This is a genomic window from Shimia aestuarii, from assembly GCF_022814865.1.
Lineage (GTDB): Bacteria > Pseudomonadota > Alphaproteobacteria > Rhodobacterales > Rhodobacteraceae > Shimia > Shimia aestuarii_A.
Map to the genome: position 1 here is coordinate 23,824 of NZ_JAKVRD010000003.1, position 18,521 is coordinate 42,344.

The 18,521-nt window shown below is 60.8% G+C and carries 15 protein-coding genes; 8 read left to right on the forward strand and 7 right to left on the reverse strand.

Going from position 1 to position 18,521, the window contains the following annotated elements; translation table 11 throughout:
- Positions 1-126 precede the first annotated feature (126 nt).
- From serS to MK745_RS04040, 5 genes are all read left to right on the forward strand, one after another.
- A complete protein-coding gene (serS, locus tag MK745_RS04020; protein ID WP_243611984.1) occupies positions 127-1,419 on the forward strand; it encodes a serine--tRNA ligase in 1,293 nt (430 codons plus the stop codon).
- Positions 1,420-1,484: 65 nt separating this feature from the next.
- Entirely contained in the window at positions 1,485-2,198 is a 714-nt protein-coding gene (locus MK745_RS04025) for a hypothetical protein (RefSeq protein WP_243611985.1), read from the forward strand.
- A 98-nt stretch (positions 2,199-2,296) separates the two neighbouring features.
- Positions 2,297-2,620 (forward strand): hypothetical protein, encoded by a 324-nt coding sequence (locus tag MK745_RS04030; protein ID WP_243611986.1) that lies wholly within the window; start codon positions 2,297-2,299, stop codon positions 2,618-2,620.
- A gap of 19 nt (positions 2,621-2,639) precedes the next feature.
- Complete coding sequence (locus tag MK745_RS04035; protein WP_243611987.1) at positions 2,640-3,191, forward strand: hypothetical protein; 552 nt, start codon at positions 2,640-2,642, stop codon at positions 3,189-3,191.
- Between the two features lie 3 nt (positions 3,192-3,194).
- Positions 3,195-3,917: a hypothetical protein gene (locus MK745_RS04040; protein ID WP_243611988.1), complete on the forward strand. Its 723-nt coding sequence runs from the start codon at positions 3,195-3,197 to the stop codon at positions 3,915-3,917.
- Between the two features lie 114 nt (positions 3,918-4,031).
- On the opposite strand, the gene MK745_RS04045 is transcribed toward MK745_RS04040, so the two are convergent.
- The 4 genes from MK745_RS04045 to MK745_RS04060 all read right to left on the reverse strand — a co-directional run bounded on the left by MK745_RS04045 (position 4,032) and on the right by MK745_RS04060 (position 8,635).
- Entirely contained in the window at positions 4,032-5,015 is a 984-nt protein-coding gene (locus tag MK745_RS04045; protein WP_243611989.1) for a fatty acid desaturase, read from the reverse strand.
- Between the two features lie 109 nt (positions 5,016-5,124).
- On the reverse strand, positions 5,125-6,588 hold the full coding sequence (gene der / locus MK745_RS04050) for a ribosome biogenesis GTPase Der (RefSeq protein WP_243611990.1): 1,464 nt from the start codon (positions 6,586-6,588) through the stop codon (positions 5,125-5,127).
- A gap of 48 nt (positions 6,589-6,636) precedes the next feature.
- Positions 6,637-7,944 carry a PQQ-like beta-propeller repeat protein gene (locus MK745_RS04055; protein ID WP_243611991.1) on the reverse strand — a complete coding sequence of 436 codons (1,308 nt, stop codon included), beginning with the start codon at positions 7,942-7,944 and terminating at the stop codon, positions 6,637-6,639.
- Positions 7,945-7,969: 25 nt separating this feature from the next.
- Positions 7,970-8,635 (reverse strand): hypothetical protein, encoded by a 666-nt coding sequence (locus MK745_RS04060; protein WP_243611992.1) that lies wholly within the window; start codon positions 8,633-8,635, stop codon positions 7,970-7,972.
- Positions 8,636-8,863: 228 nt separating this feature from the next.
- On the opposite strand from MK745_RS04060, the gene MK745_RS04065 reads away from it, so the two are divergent.
- Both MK745_RS04065 and MK745_RS04070 read left to right on the forward strand, forming a co-directional pair.
- Positions 8,864-10,099, forward strand: a complete 1,236-nt coding sequence (locus tag MK745_RS04065) for an efflux RND transporter periplasmic adaptor subunit (protein WP_243611993.1) — start codon at positions 8,864-8,866, stop codon at positions 10,097-10,099.
- Positions 10,096-13,821, forward strand: coding sequence for an efflux RND transporter permease subunit (locus MK745_RS04070; RefSeq protein WP_243611994.1), 3,726 nt, complete (start codon positions 10,096-10,098; stop codon positions 13,819-13,821). Before MK745_RS04065 ends, MK745_RS04070 begins: the two co-directional genes overlap by 4 nt.
- 71 nt (positions 13,822-13,892) lie before the next feature.
- Here MK745_RS04070 and MK745_RS04075 read toward each other — a convergent pair whose 3' ends face one another.
- Positions 13,893-15,734 (reverse strand): ABCB family ABC transporter ATP-binding protein/permease, encoded by a 1,842-nt coding sequence (locus tag MK745_RS04075; RefSeq protein ID WP_243611995.1) that lies wholly within the window; start codon positions 15,732-15,734, stop codon positions 13,893-13,895.
- Between the two features lie 94 nt (positions 15,735-15,828).
- Positions 15,829-16,908 (reverse strand): LysM peptidoglycan-binding domain-containing protein, encoded by a 1,080-nt coding sequence (locus MK745_RS04080; RefSeq protein ID WP_243611996.1) that lies wholly within the window; start codon positions 16,906-16,908, stop codon positions 15,829-15,831.
- A gap of 99 nt (positions 16,909-17,007) precedes the next feature.
- On the opposite strand from MK745_RS04080, the gene MK745_RS04085 reads away from it, so the two are divergent.
- Positions 17,008-17,559 (forward strand): TIGR00730 family Rossman fold protein, encoded by a 552-nt coding sequence (locus tag MK745_RS04085; RefSeq protein WP_243611997.1) that lies wholly within the window; start codon positions 17,008-17,010, stop codon positions 17,557-17,559.
- On the opposite strand, the gene rarD is transcribed toward MK745_RS04085, so the two are convergent.
- Positions 17,502-18,416, reverse strand: a complete 915-nt coding sequence (rarD, locus tag MK745_RS04090) for an EamA family transporter RarD (RefSeq protein WP_243611998.1) — start codon at positions 18,414-18,416, stop codon at positions 17,502-17,504. The two genes, MK745_RS04085 and rarD, sit on opposite strands and share 58 nt — an antisense overlap.
- Between the last annotated feature and the right edge of the window lie 105 nt (positions 18,417-18,521).

Here is an 18,521-nt window from a genome sequence, read left to right on the forward strand (position 1 = left end):
CGGTCCCGAAAATGTCCCAATCGAGAGAGTTTTGCGCCCGAGCCGCCAGAGCCGCTTACGATCCGGCAAAAAATGCGCCATAAGCTGGCTCTGAAAAGTGATTCACCATCGATAGGACGAAGACCCATGCACGACATCCGAGCGATCCGCGAAAACCCGGCCGATTTCGACGCCGCCCTCGCCCGCCGCGGGGCCGCGCCCTTGTCGTCCGAGATCCTCGCCCTCGACGCCGAGCGCCGCGCCAAGATCCAAGCCGCCGAAGAGGCGCAGTCCGATCAGAAGAAGGCCGCCAAAGACGTCGGTGCCGCCAAGGCGAGCGGTGATGAAGCCGAGTTCGAGCGCCTGCGCGCCCTCGTGGGCGAGAAAAAGGCCGAGGTTGCCGCGATGCAGACCGAAGCGAAAGAGCTCGATCAAAAGCTCACCGACATGCTCATGGGCATCCCCAACCTGCCCTTTGCCGACACGCCCGATGGCGAAGACGAGAATGACAATGTCGAAATCAAACGCTGGGGCACCCCGGCCGTTTTCTCCTTCGCGCCCAAGGAACATTTTGACCTCGACGGGGTCAAGCCGGGCATGGACTTTGAGACCGCCGCGAAACTCTCCGGCTCGCGCTTCGTCGTCCTTTCCGGCGCCGTTGCCCGCATCCACCGCGCCCTCGCGCAGTTCATGATCAACACCCATGTCGACGAAAACGGCCTGCAAGAAACCTGGACCCCGGTCCTCGTAAAGCCGGACATGATGTATGGCACAGGGCAACTGCCAAAATTCGGCGAGGATTCCTATCAGACCACCAATGGCTGGTGGCTGGTGCCGACCGCCGAAGTGACGCTGACCAATATCATCAACGGCGAGACCGTAGACGAGGCAACCCTGCCCCACCGCTACGTCGCCCATACCCAATGCTTCCGCTCCGAGGCGGGCAGCGCAGGCCGCGACACCTCCGGCATGCTGCGCCAGCACCAGTTCGAGAAGGTCGAGATGGTCTCGGTGACCCACCCGGACAAGAGCCGCGAAGAACTGGACCGCATGACCGCCTGCGCCGAGGGTATCCTTGAACGCCTCGGCCTGCCCTATCGCACTGTCGCCCTGTGCACCGGCGACATCGGCTTCGGCGCACAGCGCACCCATGATATCGAGGTCTGGCTCCCCGGTCAGGACACCTACCGCGAGATTTCCTCGGTCTCTGTCTGCGGCGACTTTCAGGCCCGCCGCATGAACGCCCGCTTCAAACCGGCGGGCGGCGGCAAGCCGGAGTTTGTCCATACGCTGAACGGCTCTGGCCTCGCCGTGGGCCGCTGCCTTATCGCGGTGCTGGAAAACGGCCAGCGCGAGGACGGCTCGGTCGCCCTTCCCGAAGTGCTGCACCCCTATCTTGGCGGCAAGTCGGTCCTGACGGCGGACGGCACCCTCGCCTGATCCCTTTTCGTCAGGCCACACCGCCCTATCTCTTGCCATGAGTCACATGGCAAGAGGACACCCCCATGGAACGTATGAAAGCCATCTTCGTAGTGACAGCGGCGCTCGCCTTCCTGCTGTCGCCGCTCTCCACCTCTGGCTTTAACGGTTTCACCGCCGATCAGTTCCCCATCCCCCAGACCGATCCCCCCGTTCAGCCCGCGGGCTATGCCTTCTCGATCTGGGGCGTGATCTATCTCTGGCTCATGGCGGGGGCGCTCTTCGGTCTCTTCAAGCGCGACCGGGCCCGCGACTGGACCACTATGCGCTGGCCGTTGATTCTGTCACTGGTGGTCGGCGCCGCTTGGATCCCGGCGGCAAATATGGATCCGGTCGCCGCCACCGCGATGATCTGGATCATGCTTGGCGCGGGGCTGGCCGCGCTGGCCCGTGCCGGGCGCTCTGACCATTTCTGGCTGCGCGCCCCCATCGGTCTCTATACCGGCTGGCTGACCGCGGCCTCCTGCGTCGCAACAGGGCTCGTCCTCGCCGGGCATGGCCTCCTCTCAGAACAAATCGCGGCACTTGCAATGATCGCCCTCGCCCTTCTCCTCGCGCTCTGGGTCCAAACCCGCGTCGCCGACACCCCCGAATATGGCCTCGCCGTGATCTGGGCCACGGTCGGCATCCTCGTGGACAATGTCTCGCCGCTGAACGGTGCCGTGGTCGCGCTCTGCGGCCTTGGCCTCCCGCTCCTTGCATGGCCCGTACTGCGCGCCTTGGACAACTTGCGCCGCTGATCCGGTCGCACTGGCGCCCCGAAAAGGCGCCAACATGACCTAAGACAAGGCGCGCCCTCCGCTTTCGCAGTACAATCTACGAGCGAAAGGAGGGTGTTATGAGCTACTTGAGAGTAACCAACCTATCCCGCATCAGCGCCGAAATCGAAGGGCGTTCGGGCGACCTTTCCGAAATCATCTACCTTGCGGAAGACGAACAGAAGGCGCTGCCGTTATGGCGCTTTCTGGCGGTGCAAAGCGTTGAGCCCGGTGTGTTGCGGCTCGAGCTTCACCTGCCCGGCAAAGGTGCCCGGCTCGACATGTATCGCATCTCGGAAAACCGGACCCTACGCCAGCGAAGCTTGATCGGCCCACGCAAACGCCGGCTGAGCCTGCGCAAGGATGAGATGCTGATGCTTATTCCCACCGGCGAATTTGAATGACTTCATAAGGAGACACACCATGACTGAACATTTCGACATTTCCAAAATCGACGTAGACGACCTTTATGGACAACTCGAAGCAGGTTTGGCCAAGCTGGATATTGCCAAGATGGCCGCGATTGCCGCGCAAGAGGCCAAGGAACGCCACTTGCACAGCTCCCTTGAGATCCGCAACATCGACCCGACAGGGCATCTTCTCGGCCTGCATATCGACTTCTCCGGCAAACAGGCCCGGCTGCGCATTCCGCCGCATGGCGCCCAGACCGTGCAGAACTTCAGCTTCCTGACCATGTGGTATATCCGCCTGCATCAGGATCCGCCGGTCAAACTGACCAACCGGGCGCACAACGCCTGCTTCTACGAGGTCAACCTCCTGCGCACCAATGGGCAGAACATCCAACAGCAGTTCCTCAACCCACATGTTGGCGCCTCCCATATCTATGATCTCGACGTGGGCGACCGCTTGATCGTGGTTCCGGTCAGCATGAACCAATACTTGCTGCGCCATGCCAACCACATCCACTGGGCCACCCCGGAGGACGATACCCTGATGGCCAGCGAAGAAGAGTGATCCATGTTACGGACAAAGGTTGAGATCACCAACCATAGCGGGGCGGGCACGGTCATCGTTGCCCGCTTCGAAACCAGCGCCGAGACCGCGGGCAATCTGATGCTCGCCGGAGGCAGCAGCCAGATCTTCGAGAAGTTCGATCGCCTCACCATCACCGCCGCAAATGAGGGCGTGCCGGGGCGGTTGCGCCTGCTCAATCACGACGCGGCGGATGTCGTCCTGCGTCACATGACCAAAAGCGGCAATGTCGACGAAGACCGCATCCCCGGCAACGGGTTTGCAGATGTGGTTGTTGCTGGCGGGGATCAGATATTCCTCTCCGAGGCCCTCCCCGACCTGATCTTCCCCGAGCGCCCGATCCTGCACATGGCGATCCTGCGCCCCCAGCCGGGGCCGATCTTTGCCCCCAATCAAAAGCCCGCTGGCTTCTATGTCGATCTCGCTTGGCATCACCCGGACGAAGGCAGCGATCGCTTGCTCGGCTTCAATCTCTACCGTGCCGTCTACAAGGGCAACTATCCGATGGGCCAGCACCCCCTGAACGGTGCCCCACAGATCGGCACATCCGCACAGGTCGAAGACGTGATCCCGCCCTACCCCTATAACCACCGCTACGCGATCATGGCGGTGAGCCGCGATGGCATCGAAAGCCTCTACTCCAACGTCCGCATCCTCGATTCCAATACCCGCACCGATCTATTCGACGCCGGTTTCATCTGTCTCTGACGGTCTTGTGGAGGATCAGCCGCTGTTAAGGTTTGACGGTTCGACGCGCCCCGCACGGACGCGATACAGATGCAATACCGACGTAATACCGACGTGGCATTTCGGGGTTAACCCCTACGCCTTCATCGCCTCCGCACCGGGCGAATGCGCAGGGAACGGAACAAGCCGCTGGCGCTCCTCATCCCAGAGCTTGAGCGTGAAACTCCTAAGCGCTTCGGGCCACCGGATCACCCTGAGACCATACGCCTCGCGTATCTCCCGATGACAGCGGCGCAGGTTGTAATGCGGTATGCGGGCGTTGAAATGATGGATGTCGTGATAGGCGATATTGGCCGACCCAAGATCCATCCACCACCCAAGATCAAGCGCCGACGCCCCCTCAAGCGCCGCCACGCGCGGATTGAGCGACGGCTTGCGATCCCAATGCGTGTCCTCGAAATTATGCTGTAGATAGACGAGGAAAACGCCAATCATCCCGCCCACAAAGCCCCAACCGAGCCACACAAGAACCCCTGTCCATCCCGCTGAAAAATATAGAAAAGAGACCCAGGCGGCCAGTGCGAGATTGTGCAACGCCAGCCCCCGAAGCCCGATCTCTGCGGCATTCTTCGGCCAGCGGTAGCGGATGAAATAGGTGAACGCCGATCCCAGCGGAATAAGGATGAACGGGTTGCGATAAAGCCGATAGAAAAGCCGCGTCGTCCAATCCGCCGCCTGCCATTCCGCGACGGTCATCGTATGCACTTCGCCCGTGTCGCGCTCCTCAAGATTGCCGACATGGGAATGGTGCAGATTATGATTGTGCCGCATGATCGTGAACGGTGCCATCGACCATACAGAAAGCACATGCCCCGCCGCGACATTCATCCAACGCTTCGAAAAAAGCGTCCCGTGCCCGGCATCGTGCTGCAACACGTAGAGCCGCACCGCCGCAAAAGCGCTTATAACGCCCGCGGGAACGAAGATAAGCCACTGATCCACATGGAAAATCGCCAGATAGAGCGATAGGAAATAAGCGCCGAACGTGCCGAAGAAACTCGCCGCGCCGATCCTGTCATCCTGTACCGTATAGGCCTTTAAACGCTCGCGAATATCCATCGCACCCCCGCTCACACACCCCCGTTGGGACCATGAAACGCAGGCGTAACAGCCACATGACAGGACGCCTGCGCTGCGGAGTATAGCGCATAACGCTCAACGCGTGAATTCAGTCCGACGACCGCCCCTTGAGGTGCTTGCGAAGGCGCGACGGCGTAGACTTCTTCTTGCCCTTATAGGGGTTCTGATCCCCCTGCCCGCGCATATAAAGCCGGATCGGCGTTCCAGGCATATCAAAGTCTTCGCGCAACCCATTGACAAGATAGCGGGAATAGCTCTCCGGAACCTTGTCTGGATGGGAGCACATGACAACAAAACCCGGCGGGCGTGTCTTGGCTTGGGTCATGTAGCGCAGCTTGATCCGCTTGCCTTGCGGCGCAGGCGGCGGGTGCTGTTCAAGCATCCCCGTGAGCCAACGGTTCAGATGCGAGGTCGGCACCCGGCGGTTCCACACATCATAAGCACGCAGGATCGCATCATGTAGGCGATCAAGCCCCCGTCCCGTCTTGGCAGACACAGTGATGAGCGGCGCGCCCCGCAACTGCGGCAGAAGACGTGTGAACGCCTCCTTAAGGTCGCGCAATTTCTGCTGTTTTTCGTCCTCGACGTCCCACTTATTGACCGCCACAACAACGGCCCGCCCCTCGCGCTCGGCAAGGTCCGCGATACGCAAATCCTGTTGCTCGAACGGGATCGCCGCGTCGAGAAGCACCACCACCACTTCGGCGAATTTCACCGCGCGCAGGCCATCGGACACCGAGAGCTTCTCGACCTTGTCCTGCACCTTGGCTTTCTTACGCATCCCCGCCGTGTCGAAGATCCGCACCGGCGTCTCGTTCCATTCGGTCCGCAACGAGATCGCATCTCGGGTGATTCCGGCTTCCGGCCCGGTCAAGAGACGGTCTTCGCCGATGATCTTGTTGATAAGCGTCGATTTGCCTGCGTTCGGCCGGCCCACAACCGCAATTTGCAAGGGTTTCGAGGCGGTTGGCTGTGGAGTCTCATCTTCCTCGTGCTCGCTGTCTTCCTCGAGCGCGATGTCAACCTCGGGCGCATGGACCTCTGCGGCTTCGCTGAATTTGTCAGCCACCGGCATCAATTGCGCATAAAGATCGTTGAGACCTTCGCCATGTTCTGCCGAAAGGCGGATCGGTTCTCCAAGGCCAAGCGAATAAGCTTCGATCACACCCGCATCCGCTGCCGCCCCCTCGCCCTTGTTGGCGGCAAGGATCACATGCGCTGACCGTTTACGCAGGATCTCGGCAAAAACCATATCGGTCGGCGTCACACCTGCCCGCGCATCAATCATGAAAAGACAGATATCGGCCATATCCACGGCCCGTTCGGTCAGGCGGCGCATCCGCCCCTGAAGGCTGTCATCGGTGGCATCCTCAAGGCCAGCCGTGTCGATCACCGTAAAGCGCAGATCGCCAAGCTTGGCCTCGCCTTCACGTAGGTCACGCGTGACCCCCGGCTGGTCGTCAACCAGCGCGAGCTTCTTGCCCACAAGGCGATTGAACAGGGTGGATTTGCCCACATTGGGCCGCCCCACGATGGCGAGAGTGAAACTCATCTTGTGCCTCCGACACGTCAGAAGACGCCCCGATATACCATTTCCGGATCAACGGAAAGCGTGCAATTGCCCTTTGCCACCGACGACATACAGCACACCACCCGCCACAACCGGGTTGGAGCTTGCACCGCCCGGGATCTCGACGGAATGCACCAATTCGCCCGAGGTCGCGTCAAAGCTGCGCAAGACACCATCCGAGGACGCCACGATCAGGCGGCCACCGGCAAGGATCGGACCATAATGCGAGAAGATCGCGGATTGCTTCTTGGGACGATCCTTGACGAAGAGCGGCAGATCCACGGCCCAGACCGGGCTCCCGTCACGTGCGTTCAGGCGGATGATCTGGTTCTTGTCATTCACAAGGAACACCGATCCCCCGACCGGCCAGACCGGACCAAGCGAGCCTTGCTCCGCGGTCCACTTGCGCTCGCCCGTCTCGGTTTCCAAGGCCACAAGACGGCCAGAGTGGTTCGCGACATAGACCACGCTCCCGTCGATCACGGGATCGCCGGAAATATCGCCGATCTTGTTCGCGGCACGGCCAAGGCGTTCCCCAGCGACGCCTGCATCCCAGAGACGCAAGCCGCCACGGCGGAAGGTGGCCTGAACCTCGCCCGAGCCGAACGGGAAGATCGCGACACGCTCATTCACCGCGGGCGCTGCCGGGCTCTGAACATTGGCGACATCGGGGATTGAGTTGATTTGCCAGACGACTTTGCCGGACTTGACGTCCAGCGCCCAGCCCTTGTCATCGCCGGACACAAGGTAAACGAGGTTCCCGTAGACCGTGGGAGAGCCATTGCCGATCGCACCAAGGCGTTGCTCCCAAAGGACGGTGCCGTCCTTGGGATTGACCGCTTCAAGCCGTCCAAACCCGGTGGTGACGAAAAGCGCGCCCGCCCCGTAAGCCAGCCCGCCGCCCGACGCATCGTCGGATTTGTCCCCTTCTGGGGTGAGGTCACGGGTCCAGATAAGCTCGCCACTGGTCGAGACCGCGGCCAACTGGCCTTCCGAATCCATCGTGTAGATGCGCCCATCGGCGACAACCGGATCGGCGGTGATGCGATTGCGCTTGGCATTCCCGGCGCCGATATTCGCAGTCCAGGCCAAGGCCGGTGTCTGCGAGAGAGCCGCATTGGAGACACGGAAGGACGGCGAACCGATCCGGTGCGTCCATTCTGCATTTCGGGATTGTCCCGGAAGACGAATGGCGCGGGTCTCATTGACGATCTCCGTCGCCTTGGCTTCGTCGCCGCGCAGGTTCTCGCGCTTGCCGGGTAGAATGAATTCCCGCTCCGAACAGCCTGCAATCACAGCTGCACCGACCAATGCCAAAATCAAATTCTGTCGTTTCACTGCCCAGGCCCTCGCCGCTTGTCTGTTACTGGTTCGCCGCCTGTGGCGTACCGCCTAGCGCTACAATCAACTGAGATGCGCGTCGACGCAAGCCCGCCGTGACCGCAGCATCTGCAATCACGCCCTGAAGGCGCTCAATCGCGGCCTCCGCATTGCCGTCTTCGATATCCACGAGCGCAAGTTGTTCCTCTGCCAGAAGCGCCAGCGGCGCGCCGGGCGTCGCGAGCGACTCAAGGCGCACACGACGTTCGTCAGATGGCATCGCAGCACCTTGGATCACCACGGATTTGAACAATGCGATCTGGCGGTAGATCTCGAGCGTTTCGGCATCGCCACCGGCCAGGCCGTCAAGCGTTGCAGACGCGGCAGCCTTATCGCCGGATGCAAGCTGATGCGCGGCGGTTAGCAGATCGACAACCACCTCGGCCTCTTGCGACGGCACTTCAAGCGCGCTCAGCGCCTCGGCACGCGCGGCATCGTCGTTCTTTTCGACGGCGGCAAAGAGCATGTCGCCCGTGGCCTCGGCTTCGGCGCGCGCTTGCGCCTTTTGCCACTCTTTGAAACCCGCGCCGCCAACGATCAGCAGCACGGCAAGAACACCGATCCAGCCATATTTGCGCAGCAACGCAAAAAGCTTGTCGCGGCGGACTTCTTCGGTGACTTCTTCGATGAAACTGTCGGTGTCGCTCACGCCCGGCCTCCCTTGATTTGCCCCCTCTTAACCCGAAGCCGGACAAGTGCCAAGACTCCCTGCTCATTGACCGGGCAGAAGCTTGCCTCACAGGCGCAAACCGCATAAACTGAACCGAACAGTTCAGAAACAAGCAATGATCGCTTGCAATCATGCGCGGGGCGATTATTTCGCGAAACAGGTCTACGCTCTTTCGGCGACCCAAACCCACAAGCGAGGCGAGGCGACATGCGCCCCATTCCTATTCTTACCGCCATTCTGGTGACGCTCTTTCTTTTTTATGTTGTTGTCGAACGTGACACGCTGCTTGCGCTTGCTGCGGCGAGCCCTGATGAACAGAGCGACAATAGCGCGCCGACACCGGCCAAGGACGCTGAGAAGCCAGCCCGGCTGCGTGTTGTGGCACTTGCCTCCGAGGCCAAGACCATCTCCAGCGCAGTTATCCTACGCGGCCAGACAGAGGCCGACCGCCAAGTCGATGTGCGCGCCGAAACCTCGGCTCAGGTGATTTCAGAGCCGCTCGCCCGTGGCAGCACGGTTGCGGCGGGGGACGTGCTCTGCCGTCTTGACCCCGGCACACGCGAAGCAACATTGGCGGAGGCCAAGGCACGCCTCCTCGAAGCGCGCGCCCGCAAGCCCGAGACCGAGGCCCGCCTTGACGAGGCCAAGTCCAAACTCGACGAGGCAATGATCAACTTCAACGCCGCGAGCAAGCTGGCCGAGGATGGGTTTGCCTCGGAAGCGCGTGTCGCCTCGACCCAAGCCGCCGTGCGCTCGGCCCAAGCGGGTGTTGCCGCCGCGCAATCGGGGCTGCAATCGACACAGGCTGGTGTCGAATCCGCCGAAGCCGCCGTGGCCTCGGCCAGTCGCGAGATCAAACGCCTGACGATCACAGCGCCGTTTGATGGCTTGCTCGAGTCCGACACAGCAGAACTCGGAAGCCTGCTACAACCGGGATCACTTTGCGCCACCGTGATCCGCCTCGACCCGATCCGCGTTGTCGGATTTGTACCTGAGACAGAGGTCGGACGCGTCATGCTCGGAGCTCCGGCAGGAGCACGCCTCACCACCGGGCAAGAGATCACCGGCACAGTGAGCTTCCTCTCCCGGTCCGCCGACCCTGCGACCCGCACCTTCCGGGTCGAAATCAACGTCCCGAACCCCGACCTCGAAATCCGCGATGGTCAAACGGCGGAAATCGTCATCGGGGCCGAAGGCACGAAGGCGCATCTTGTGCCGCAATCGGCTCTGACCCTGAATGATGACGGCACGCTAGGCGTTCGCACCGTCGACGCAGATGGCATCGTTGGCTTCTCCGAAGTCGATATCCTGCGCGACACCACGGAGGGGCTCTGGCTCTCTGGATTGCCTGAAACCGCCAATATCATCACCATTGGCCAGGAATTCGTGGTCCGTGGGGTCAAGGTTGAACCGGTCTTTGACCAAGAGGAGCCGGCCCAATGACCGGCATCGTCGATTGGGCCGCGTCCCGCGCCCGCATGATCCTTGCCTTCATCGCGCTTTCGATCCTCGTGGGCGGATACTCCTACATGAACCTTCCAAAGGAAGGCGAGCCGGACATTCAAATCCCGGCTCTTTTCGTTTCGGTGCCCTTCCCCGGCATTTCTGCTTCGGATGCCGAGACCTTGTTGATCAAGCCGATGGAGACCGAACTGGCCGACCTCGACGGGCTCGACAACATGAACTCTCTCGCGCAGGAAAACTATGCCGGGATTTTTCTCGAGTTCGATTTCGGCTGGGACAAGTCCAAGACCATCGCCGACGTGCGCGATGCAATGAACACCGCGGAATCAAAGTTCCCAGATGGGTTTGAGAAATACTCCATCAACGAGATCAACTTCTCGGAATTCCCGATCATCATCGTCAACCTGAGCGGCGACATCCCCGAACGCACAATGACGAAGATCGCCAACGGCCTGCAAGATCGGCTTGAATCCCTTGAACCCGTGCTCGAAGCCGGGATCGCGGGCGGGCGTGACGAGATGCTCGAGGTGACGATCGATCCGCTGCGCCTTGAATCCTACAATGTGACGGCGACCGAGCTCATCAATGTGGTGGTCAACAACAACCAACTGATCGCGGCAGGCGAAGTTGAGACCGCACAGGGTAAATTCTCGGTCAAGATCCCCTCGTCCTTCGACGAGCCACAGGATGTCTATAACCTGCCGGTCAAGACCAATGGCGACCGCGTTGTCACACTTGGCGATCTGGCAGAGATCAAGCTCACCTTTGAGGACCGCGAGGGCACCGCCCGCTTCAATGGTGAAACCACGGTCGCGCTTCAGGTGGTCAAGCGCAAGGGCTTCAACCTGATCGAGACCGCCGCGCTCGTGCGGGAAGAAGTGGCAAAGGAATCCGAAGAATGGCCTGAAGGCCTTCAGACAGCCATTGAGGTCGGCACATCGAATGACCAATCCCGCGTCGTTGAATCCATGGTGAAACAGCTAGAAGGTTCGGTGATGACCGCCATCGCGCTGGTGATGATCGTGGTGCTTGCGGCACTCGGGTCGCGCGCGGCGCTGCTCGTCGGTTTCGCGATCCCGACCTCCTTCCTGCTCTGCTTCGCGCTTCTAGCGCTCATGGATGTCTCGATTTCCAACATCGTCATGTTCGGCCTGATCCTCGCCGTGGGGATGCTCGTCGATGGCGCCATCGTTGTGGTGGAATACGCTGACAAGCGTATCTCCGAAGGCACGGGCCCGATGCACGCCTATGTCGAGGCGGCCCGGCGCATGTTCTGGCCGATCGTCTCATCGACCGCGACGACGCTTTGTGCCTTCCTGCCGATGCTCTTTTGGCCCGGCGTGCCGGGACAGTTCATGGGCATGTTGCCCGTCACGCTGATCTTTGTGCTGTCGGCTTCGCTCGTCGTGGCGCTGATCTACCTGCCTGTCATGGGCGGCGTCTCGGGCCGACTGAGCCGCAAATTCCATCTCGCCTCTGAATGGTTGCGCGCCCGGACCTCGTGGTGGCTTCGTGCCGTGCTGGTACTGCCTTCCATTGCGCTCTTGTTCTTCGGCATCATGGTCGCGCTGAACCCGGCGCTCCTGCTTGGGCCTGCCGCACCGAGCGGTGGCCTCATGGGCTTCCTGCCGGGCTTTGTCCTCTTCGTCCTCGGGGCCTTTGCGGCCTCGATCACGCTGGACGCCGCACGCATCGAACGCGTGAAAACCAAGATCGAAACCGAGAGCGGCTATTCGCCCTTCGGTCGCCTGATCCACCTCATCACAGGCAACCCGATCCTCCCCCTCGTCACCGTAGGCAGCGTGATCTTCCTCGTGGTTTCGGTCTTTGCCTACTACGGCCAGAACAACAAAGGCACCGAATTCTTCGTCGAATCCGAACCGGAGCAGGCGATCGTCTACGTGCTGGCACGCGGAAACCTCTCGCTTGAACAAAAAGACCACCTCATGCATCAGGCCGAGGATATCGTCCTCGCCCACCCCGGCGTTGACACAGCCTTTGCCTTTGCCGGCGAAGGCGGTCTCAATCAGAACACTGGCGGCGCGCAGGCTCCCAAAGACGCCATCGGCCAGATCAACCTCGAAACCATCCCGTGGGAAGATCGTCCGGACATCGACGAAGCTTGGTTCACGGTGCCGCTGATTGGCTACGAGGTCACACGGCACGTCAAAGACCCCGCATTTGACGGCAATACGGTCATTGACGAGCTTGAGGTCGCCCTTTCCCGCATTCCCGGCGCGAAGATCGAGATTTTCGAGGCCAGCCGCGGCCCCGCCTCGGCCAAGCCGGTGCACCTGCGCCTGTTGGGGGACGATTGGGAAACGCTGATCGACGCCACCCGCGTTGCACGCGAGAAATTTGACGCCTCCCCCGGGCTGACCTTGATCGAAGACACCCGCCCGCTTCCCGGTATCGACTGGCAAATCAATGTCGACGTGGAGAAAGCCGGTCGCTACGGCGCCAACGTCGCCACCGTCGGCGCGATGGTGCAACTCGTGACGCGTGGTATCCTGCTCGACACGATGCGCGTTGATAGTTCCGACGAGGAAATCGAGATTCGCGTCCGCCTTCCCGAGGACGACCGCGTACTCTCGACGCTCGACACCCTCAAGGTTCGGACACAAGACGGGCTTGTTCCCCTGTCGAACTTCATCACCCGCACACCGGTCGAAAAGCTCGCCGAGATCAACCGCACCAACCAGAAACGCTATTTCGACGTCAAGGCGAACGTCATGAGTGGTCAGATGATCCTCACCAATGGCGAAACCGGAGAAACGCGGCTTGTCTCGACCGAGACCTGGACCAATGATGTGGCCCAGAAACAAGACCTGATCGCGCAGGGCTTTAGCGCTAAGCCCCTTAACCCCAATGAGCGCATCGAGGCCCTGACCCAGTGGCTCGAGACCGAACCTTTCCCGGCTGGGATCGAATGGCAATGGACCGGTGATCAGGAAGATCAGGCCGAAAGCCAAGCCTTCCTTGGAAGCGCCTTTGCCGGGGCACTTGGGTTGATGTTCATCATCCTGCTGGCCCAGTTCAACAGCATTTACAACTCGGTGCTTGTGCTTCTGGCGGTCGTCCTTTCGACAACAGGGGTGCTGATCGGCATGATCGTCATGGATCAGGCCTTCTCGATCATCATGACCGGGACAGGGATCGTGGCGCTTGCCGGGATCGTGGTGAACAACAACATTGTTCTGATCGACACCTATCAGGAATACTCGCAATACATGCCCCGGCTCGAGGCGATCACCCGCACCGCACAGGCTCGTATTCGCCCGGTCTTCCTGACAACCGTCACCACGATGGCGGGTCTTGCTCCGATGATGTTCGGCCTGTCGCTCGATTTCATCGACGGCGGCTACGCCATAGACAGCCCAACCTCGCTTTGGTGGAAACAACTTGCGACCGCCGTGGTCTTCGGCCTCGGGATCGCAACTGTGCTGACCCTTGTCTTCACGCCTTCGATGCTCGCTTTGCGGGTCTGGTTGAGCACCTATGTGCACTGGATCGCGTCGGTGCTTGCGCGCCTCTCGATGGGCCGTGGCAGCAAGGCCGCCCGCGATTGGGCACTGCGCCGCGAGGCCAAGAAGGTCAAGGCACCGCTCTTGATGTGGGATGACGAAGGCGCCCCCGACGATGCGCCCGAGGTGCTTGCAGACGGCACCGTTCTCGACAAGGATCTGCGCGCCGCTGAATAACTGGTGCCAAGGACAAACCAAAAAGGGCGGCCCCGCAAAAGGCCGCCCTTTTCTATGTCTGACGCTATATGTTACGCCGCGCCTTCCGCTCCGTCGAGATCATCCTCTGCCGCTGCCTGACGCGTCCACATCGCCGCATACCGTCCGCGTTCGGCCAAGAGCGCCTCATGCGTGCCTTCCTCGACGATCTCGCCCTTGTCGAGCACGATGATCCGGTCGGCTTCGGCAATCGTCGACAGGCGGTGCGCAATGGTGATGACCGTGCGCCCCTGCCCTGCCCGTGCAAGCGCTTCCTTGATCTCGCCTTCGGTCTGCGTATCAAGCGCCGAGGTGGCCTCATCGAGAAGCAGGATTGGCGGGTTCTTCAGAAGTGTCCGCGCGATGCCGACCCTCTGCTTCTCGCCGCCCGAGAGTTTCAGCCCCCGTTCGCCCACCATCGTGTCATATCCTTCCGGCAGGCTCAGGATGAAATCGTGAATCCGCGCCGCCTTGGCCGCCGCGACGACGTCCGCTTCGCTTGCCGTGTCACGCCCATAGGCGATGTTGTAGCGGATCGTGTCATTGAACAGGACCGTATCCTGCGGCACGACCCCGATTGCATCATGCAGGCTGACCTGTGTCACGTCGCGGAGGTCTTGCCCGTCTATCGCGATGCCGCCGCCGCTCACGTCATAGAAGCGGAACAAAAGCCGCGCGATGGTCGATTTCCCCGACCCCGACGCGCCCACGATGGCCACGTTATGCCCCGCTGGCACATCGAGGCTGACACCGTGTAGGATCGGCCGCGCGCTATCATAGCCGAAAGACACCTTGTCAAAGCGGATGGCCCCACCGTCAACCTTGAGATCGAGCGCACCCGGCTTGTCGCTGACTTCGCTCGGCTGTTCGAGTAGGTCGAACATCTCACCCATATCCACAAGGCTCTGGCGGATTTCGCGATAGACCGTGCCAAGAAAGTTGAGCGGGATGGTGATCTGCACCATGTAAGCATTGACCATCACGAAATCGCCGACGGTAAGCTCTCCCGCCTGCACACCCATCGCCGCCATCACCATCACCGCGACAAGGCCGCTGGTGATGAGGAAGGATTGGCCAAAATTGAGAAAGGCCAGCGAATAAGAAGTCTTCAGCGCGGCGCTCTCATAGCCTTCCATCGACTCATCGTAGCGTTTCGCCTCGCGTGCCTCGGCGCCGAAATACTTGACCGTTTCAAAGTTCAGAAGGCTGTCGATCGCTTTCTGGTTTGCATCCGTATCCTGGTCGTTCATCTCGCGCCGCAGACGCACGCGCCATTCCGTAACCTTGAAGGTAAACCAGATATAGAGGGCAATGGTGAGCGCCACAGCCGCGAGATACCAAGCGTCAAAGAGCCAGAACAGGATCACCGCGACAAGCAAAAGCTCAAGCACAAGCGGCCCGATTGAAAACAGCATGAAGCGCAACAGGAAATCGACGCCTTTCACCCCGCGTTCGATGATCCGGCTAAGGCCACCGGTCTTGCGGGTAATGTGGTAACGCATGGAAAGGCGGTGGATATGCTCAAAGGTCTCGAGCGCGAGAGACCGCAAGGCCCGCTGCCCAACCCGCGCAAAAATCGCATCGCGCAATTGCTGAAACCCAACGGTCATCAGCCGGGCCATGCCATAGGCCACGGTCAGCCCCACCGCCCCGAGAAGCATCGGCGACACACCTTCGCCCGCAAGGCTATCCACGGCTGCCTTATAGATCATCGGCACGCCGACCGCGATCAGCTTGGAAAACATGAGCGCCACGAGCGCCAGCACCACGCGCCGTTTCACCCATGGCTCATCATCATTCCAGAGATAAGGAAGAACCTTGCGGATCGTGCGCATACCCGAGCGCTGTTCCTGTCGCGCCAGTTCCTCGGCGGATGCCGTGTGCCAACTACTCATGCAAAGCCTTTCGGATGTCTTTGCACTGGAGGTAACCCCGCCCCCGCTGAAAGACCAGAGTCAGCCGCCACTTTTCCGCCCGGCGGTGCGTCGATCACTCGGGGATGTCAAAGACCTGACCGGGGAAAATCATGTCGGGATCACGTATCCGGTCCTTGTTCGCCTCGAAGACGCGCACATACATCGTACCGCTGCCATAGCGCTCCGCAGCAATCGCCCAGAGTGTCGATCCCGGTTGCACAGTCACCACCTTGGCTGGCACATCCGGTTTCGGGGCCGCCTGCAAAACCGCCTGATCTTCGCGCTTGAACGGTGTCTCGATGCGCGACACCACGGTGCCGTCATCATCCACCTCATCGACGCGCAGCGTATAGATCCCGGTATCCACTTGCGGCAGTTGCATCTGCCAGCTCCCGCCTTCCATGATGCGTGAAGTCGTGATCGGGCTATTGTCGAGGTAGACCCGCACAAACCGGTCCTCCCTGCCGCGCCCAGAAAGTTCGACCTCACCACTATCGGAGTAGCTGATCGCATCAAGGGCCACGCTTGCCATCACGTCCGGCGCGGCGTCCAGCGTCGCAGAAGACTGCATGACGCTCACACCGTCTTTGGTCTGAACAAGCACGGTCGGCGCGCGCGGTGTCTTTGGGGCGTCCTCGATGGGCTCAGGCGTGGCCTCCGCCACGACCTCCTGTTCGGGCTCTGGTGTGGGCGCAAGGATCACCTTGGCGTCGGAAAACAGGTCTCCCTCTGCGCGCCGCTGCACAAGCTGAAGAACGCGCGGCGCGTCGCTCGGGGCGATGGTGGTAAAAGTGGCGAATTTCCCGGCTGCATCGGTCTTGGCGACGACAAGCTCTGCCTCGTCCATCAGAACGGTGATCTCGCTTTTCGGAGCACCGTTTCCGGCAATCAACGTCGTCCCGTCCACCTCGGCGCGCACCACGTCAAACGCGGGTAAGATCGTCTCGACGACGGGCTCTGGGTCCGGCGCGGCGGCAATCGGTGCCTCTTCGACCACAGGGGCCTCAACGACAGGGGCATTCGGTTCAGGCGCAACAGCATCCTTCTCAAAGACCCCTCCGATAATAGCCGCTGCGACGCCCGCGACCACAACTGCAGCAGCGCCCCCCACAGCAACGATATTCCCACTCAGGAGCGATGCAAATTTGCTCATGCCAGCCTTTCCCCAGGTTCAGCCCGCCATTCCGGTTGAGCGACCATATCAACCCCGCTAACACTGGTCAAAACAGCATTGAACTTTCTGGAGCACGCCATGTCCAACCCATCGATCTGTGTCTTTTGCGGCTCACGTTCGGGGCAAGACCCGGCATATCATCGGTTCGCAACCGATCTCGGGACGCGTTTGGCTGCACGGAACTGGCGCCTTGTCTATGGTGCGGGCGATGTCGGCCTGATGGGAGCGGTGGCCAATGCAACGCAATCGGCCGGCGGCGAGACCTTCGGCGTCATCCCTGTGCACCTGATGCAGCGTGAAGTCGGCAAGCTTGACCTGTCCCGCTTCATCGTCACGGAAAACATGCATGAACGTAAGAAGGTCATGTTCATGAACTCTGACGCCATCGTTGTCCTGCCCGGTGGGGCGGGATCGCTTGACGAGCTTTTCGAAGTTCTCACCTGGCGCCAACTCGGCTTGCATGAAAAGCCGATCATCCTTGCCAATATCAATGGCTATTGGGATCCGCTCGTGGGCCTCGTCGATCATGTGATCGAACAGGGCTTTGCCGATGCCTCTTTGAAAGACTTCCTTCAGGTGGTTGGCGATCTCGCGACATTGGAAGCCGCGCTCGAACGCGCTTTTTCCTGACGCCACGAGGCAAGCGTATAAAGCGCAAGCGCGGTCCAGATCATCGGGAAGGCAATCCCGTGCCAGAGGCCGAATGGCTCGCCAAAGACCAACACGGCGCAGAAAAACTGTAACGTCGGGTTCAGGTATTGGATGAGCCCGACGGTCGCCAAGGCAACCCGCTTGGCCGCAAAGCTAAACAGGATAAGCGGAGTCGCGGTGAGCACGCCGGAGAAGACGAGAAGCGCCGTGTCCTGTGTATTGGCGCCGAAGGCGGCTTCGCCCGCGCTATAGCGCCACCAGAAAACCACAAGCGCGATCGGTGCCAAGACCACGACCTCGCCCGTCACCGAGACCACCGGCCCGACCTCAAGGCGCTTCTTCACGAGCCCATACATGCCAAAGCTAAACGCAAGGATAAGCGCAATCCACGGCGCCACGCCAAGGCCAAAGGTCAAGAGCGCCACAGCCGCCCCGGCAATGAGAATCGCCGCGCCCTGCAGACCGACCATGCTTTCGCCAAAGACAAGCCGCCCGATCAACACCGCAACAAGCGGAAAGAGGAAGTAGCCAAGCGAGGCTTCGGTCGCATGCCCCGCCCCAATCGACCAGATAAAGACGAACCAATTGGTCGAGATCGCCAGTGCCGCCGCCGCCACGATCCCGAAAGAGCGCCACGTGCCCAGGGCCCTGCGTAATAGGCCAAGACGCCCCTGTAGCAGCAACACACCGGTAAAGATCACTGCGGACCAGAAGGTGCGATGCGCAAGAACTTCGATCGGCGGTATATGCGCCAAGAGCTTGTAGTAGAGCGGCGACAAACCCCACACCACGCAGGCCGTCACCATCGCCAGAACACCGGCCCGTGTCTCATTCATCGCGCAATTCCCTCGTCTCACAGATCCATTGCTGACGAGGCGCAGCGGGAATGGCAAGGGACAAAAAGAAAACCCCGCAGCGCGGGGCTGCGGGGTCTCCTGAAA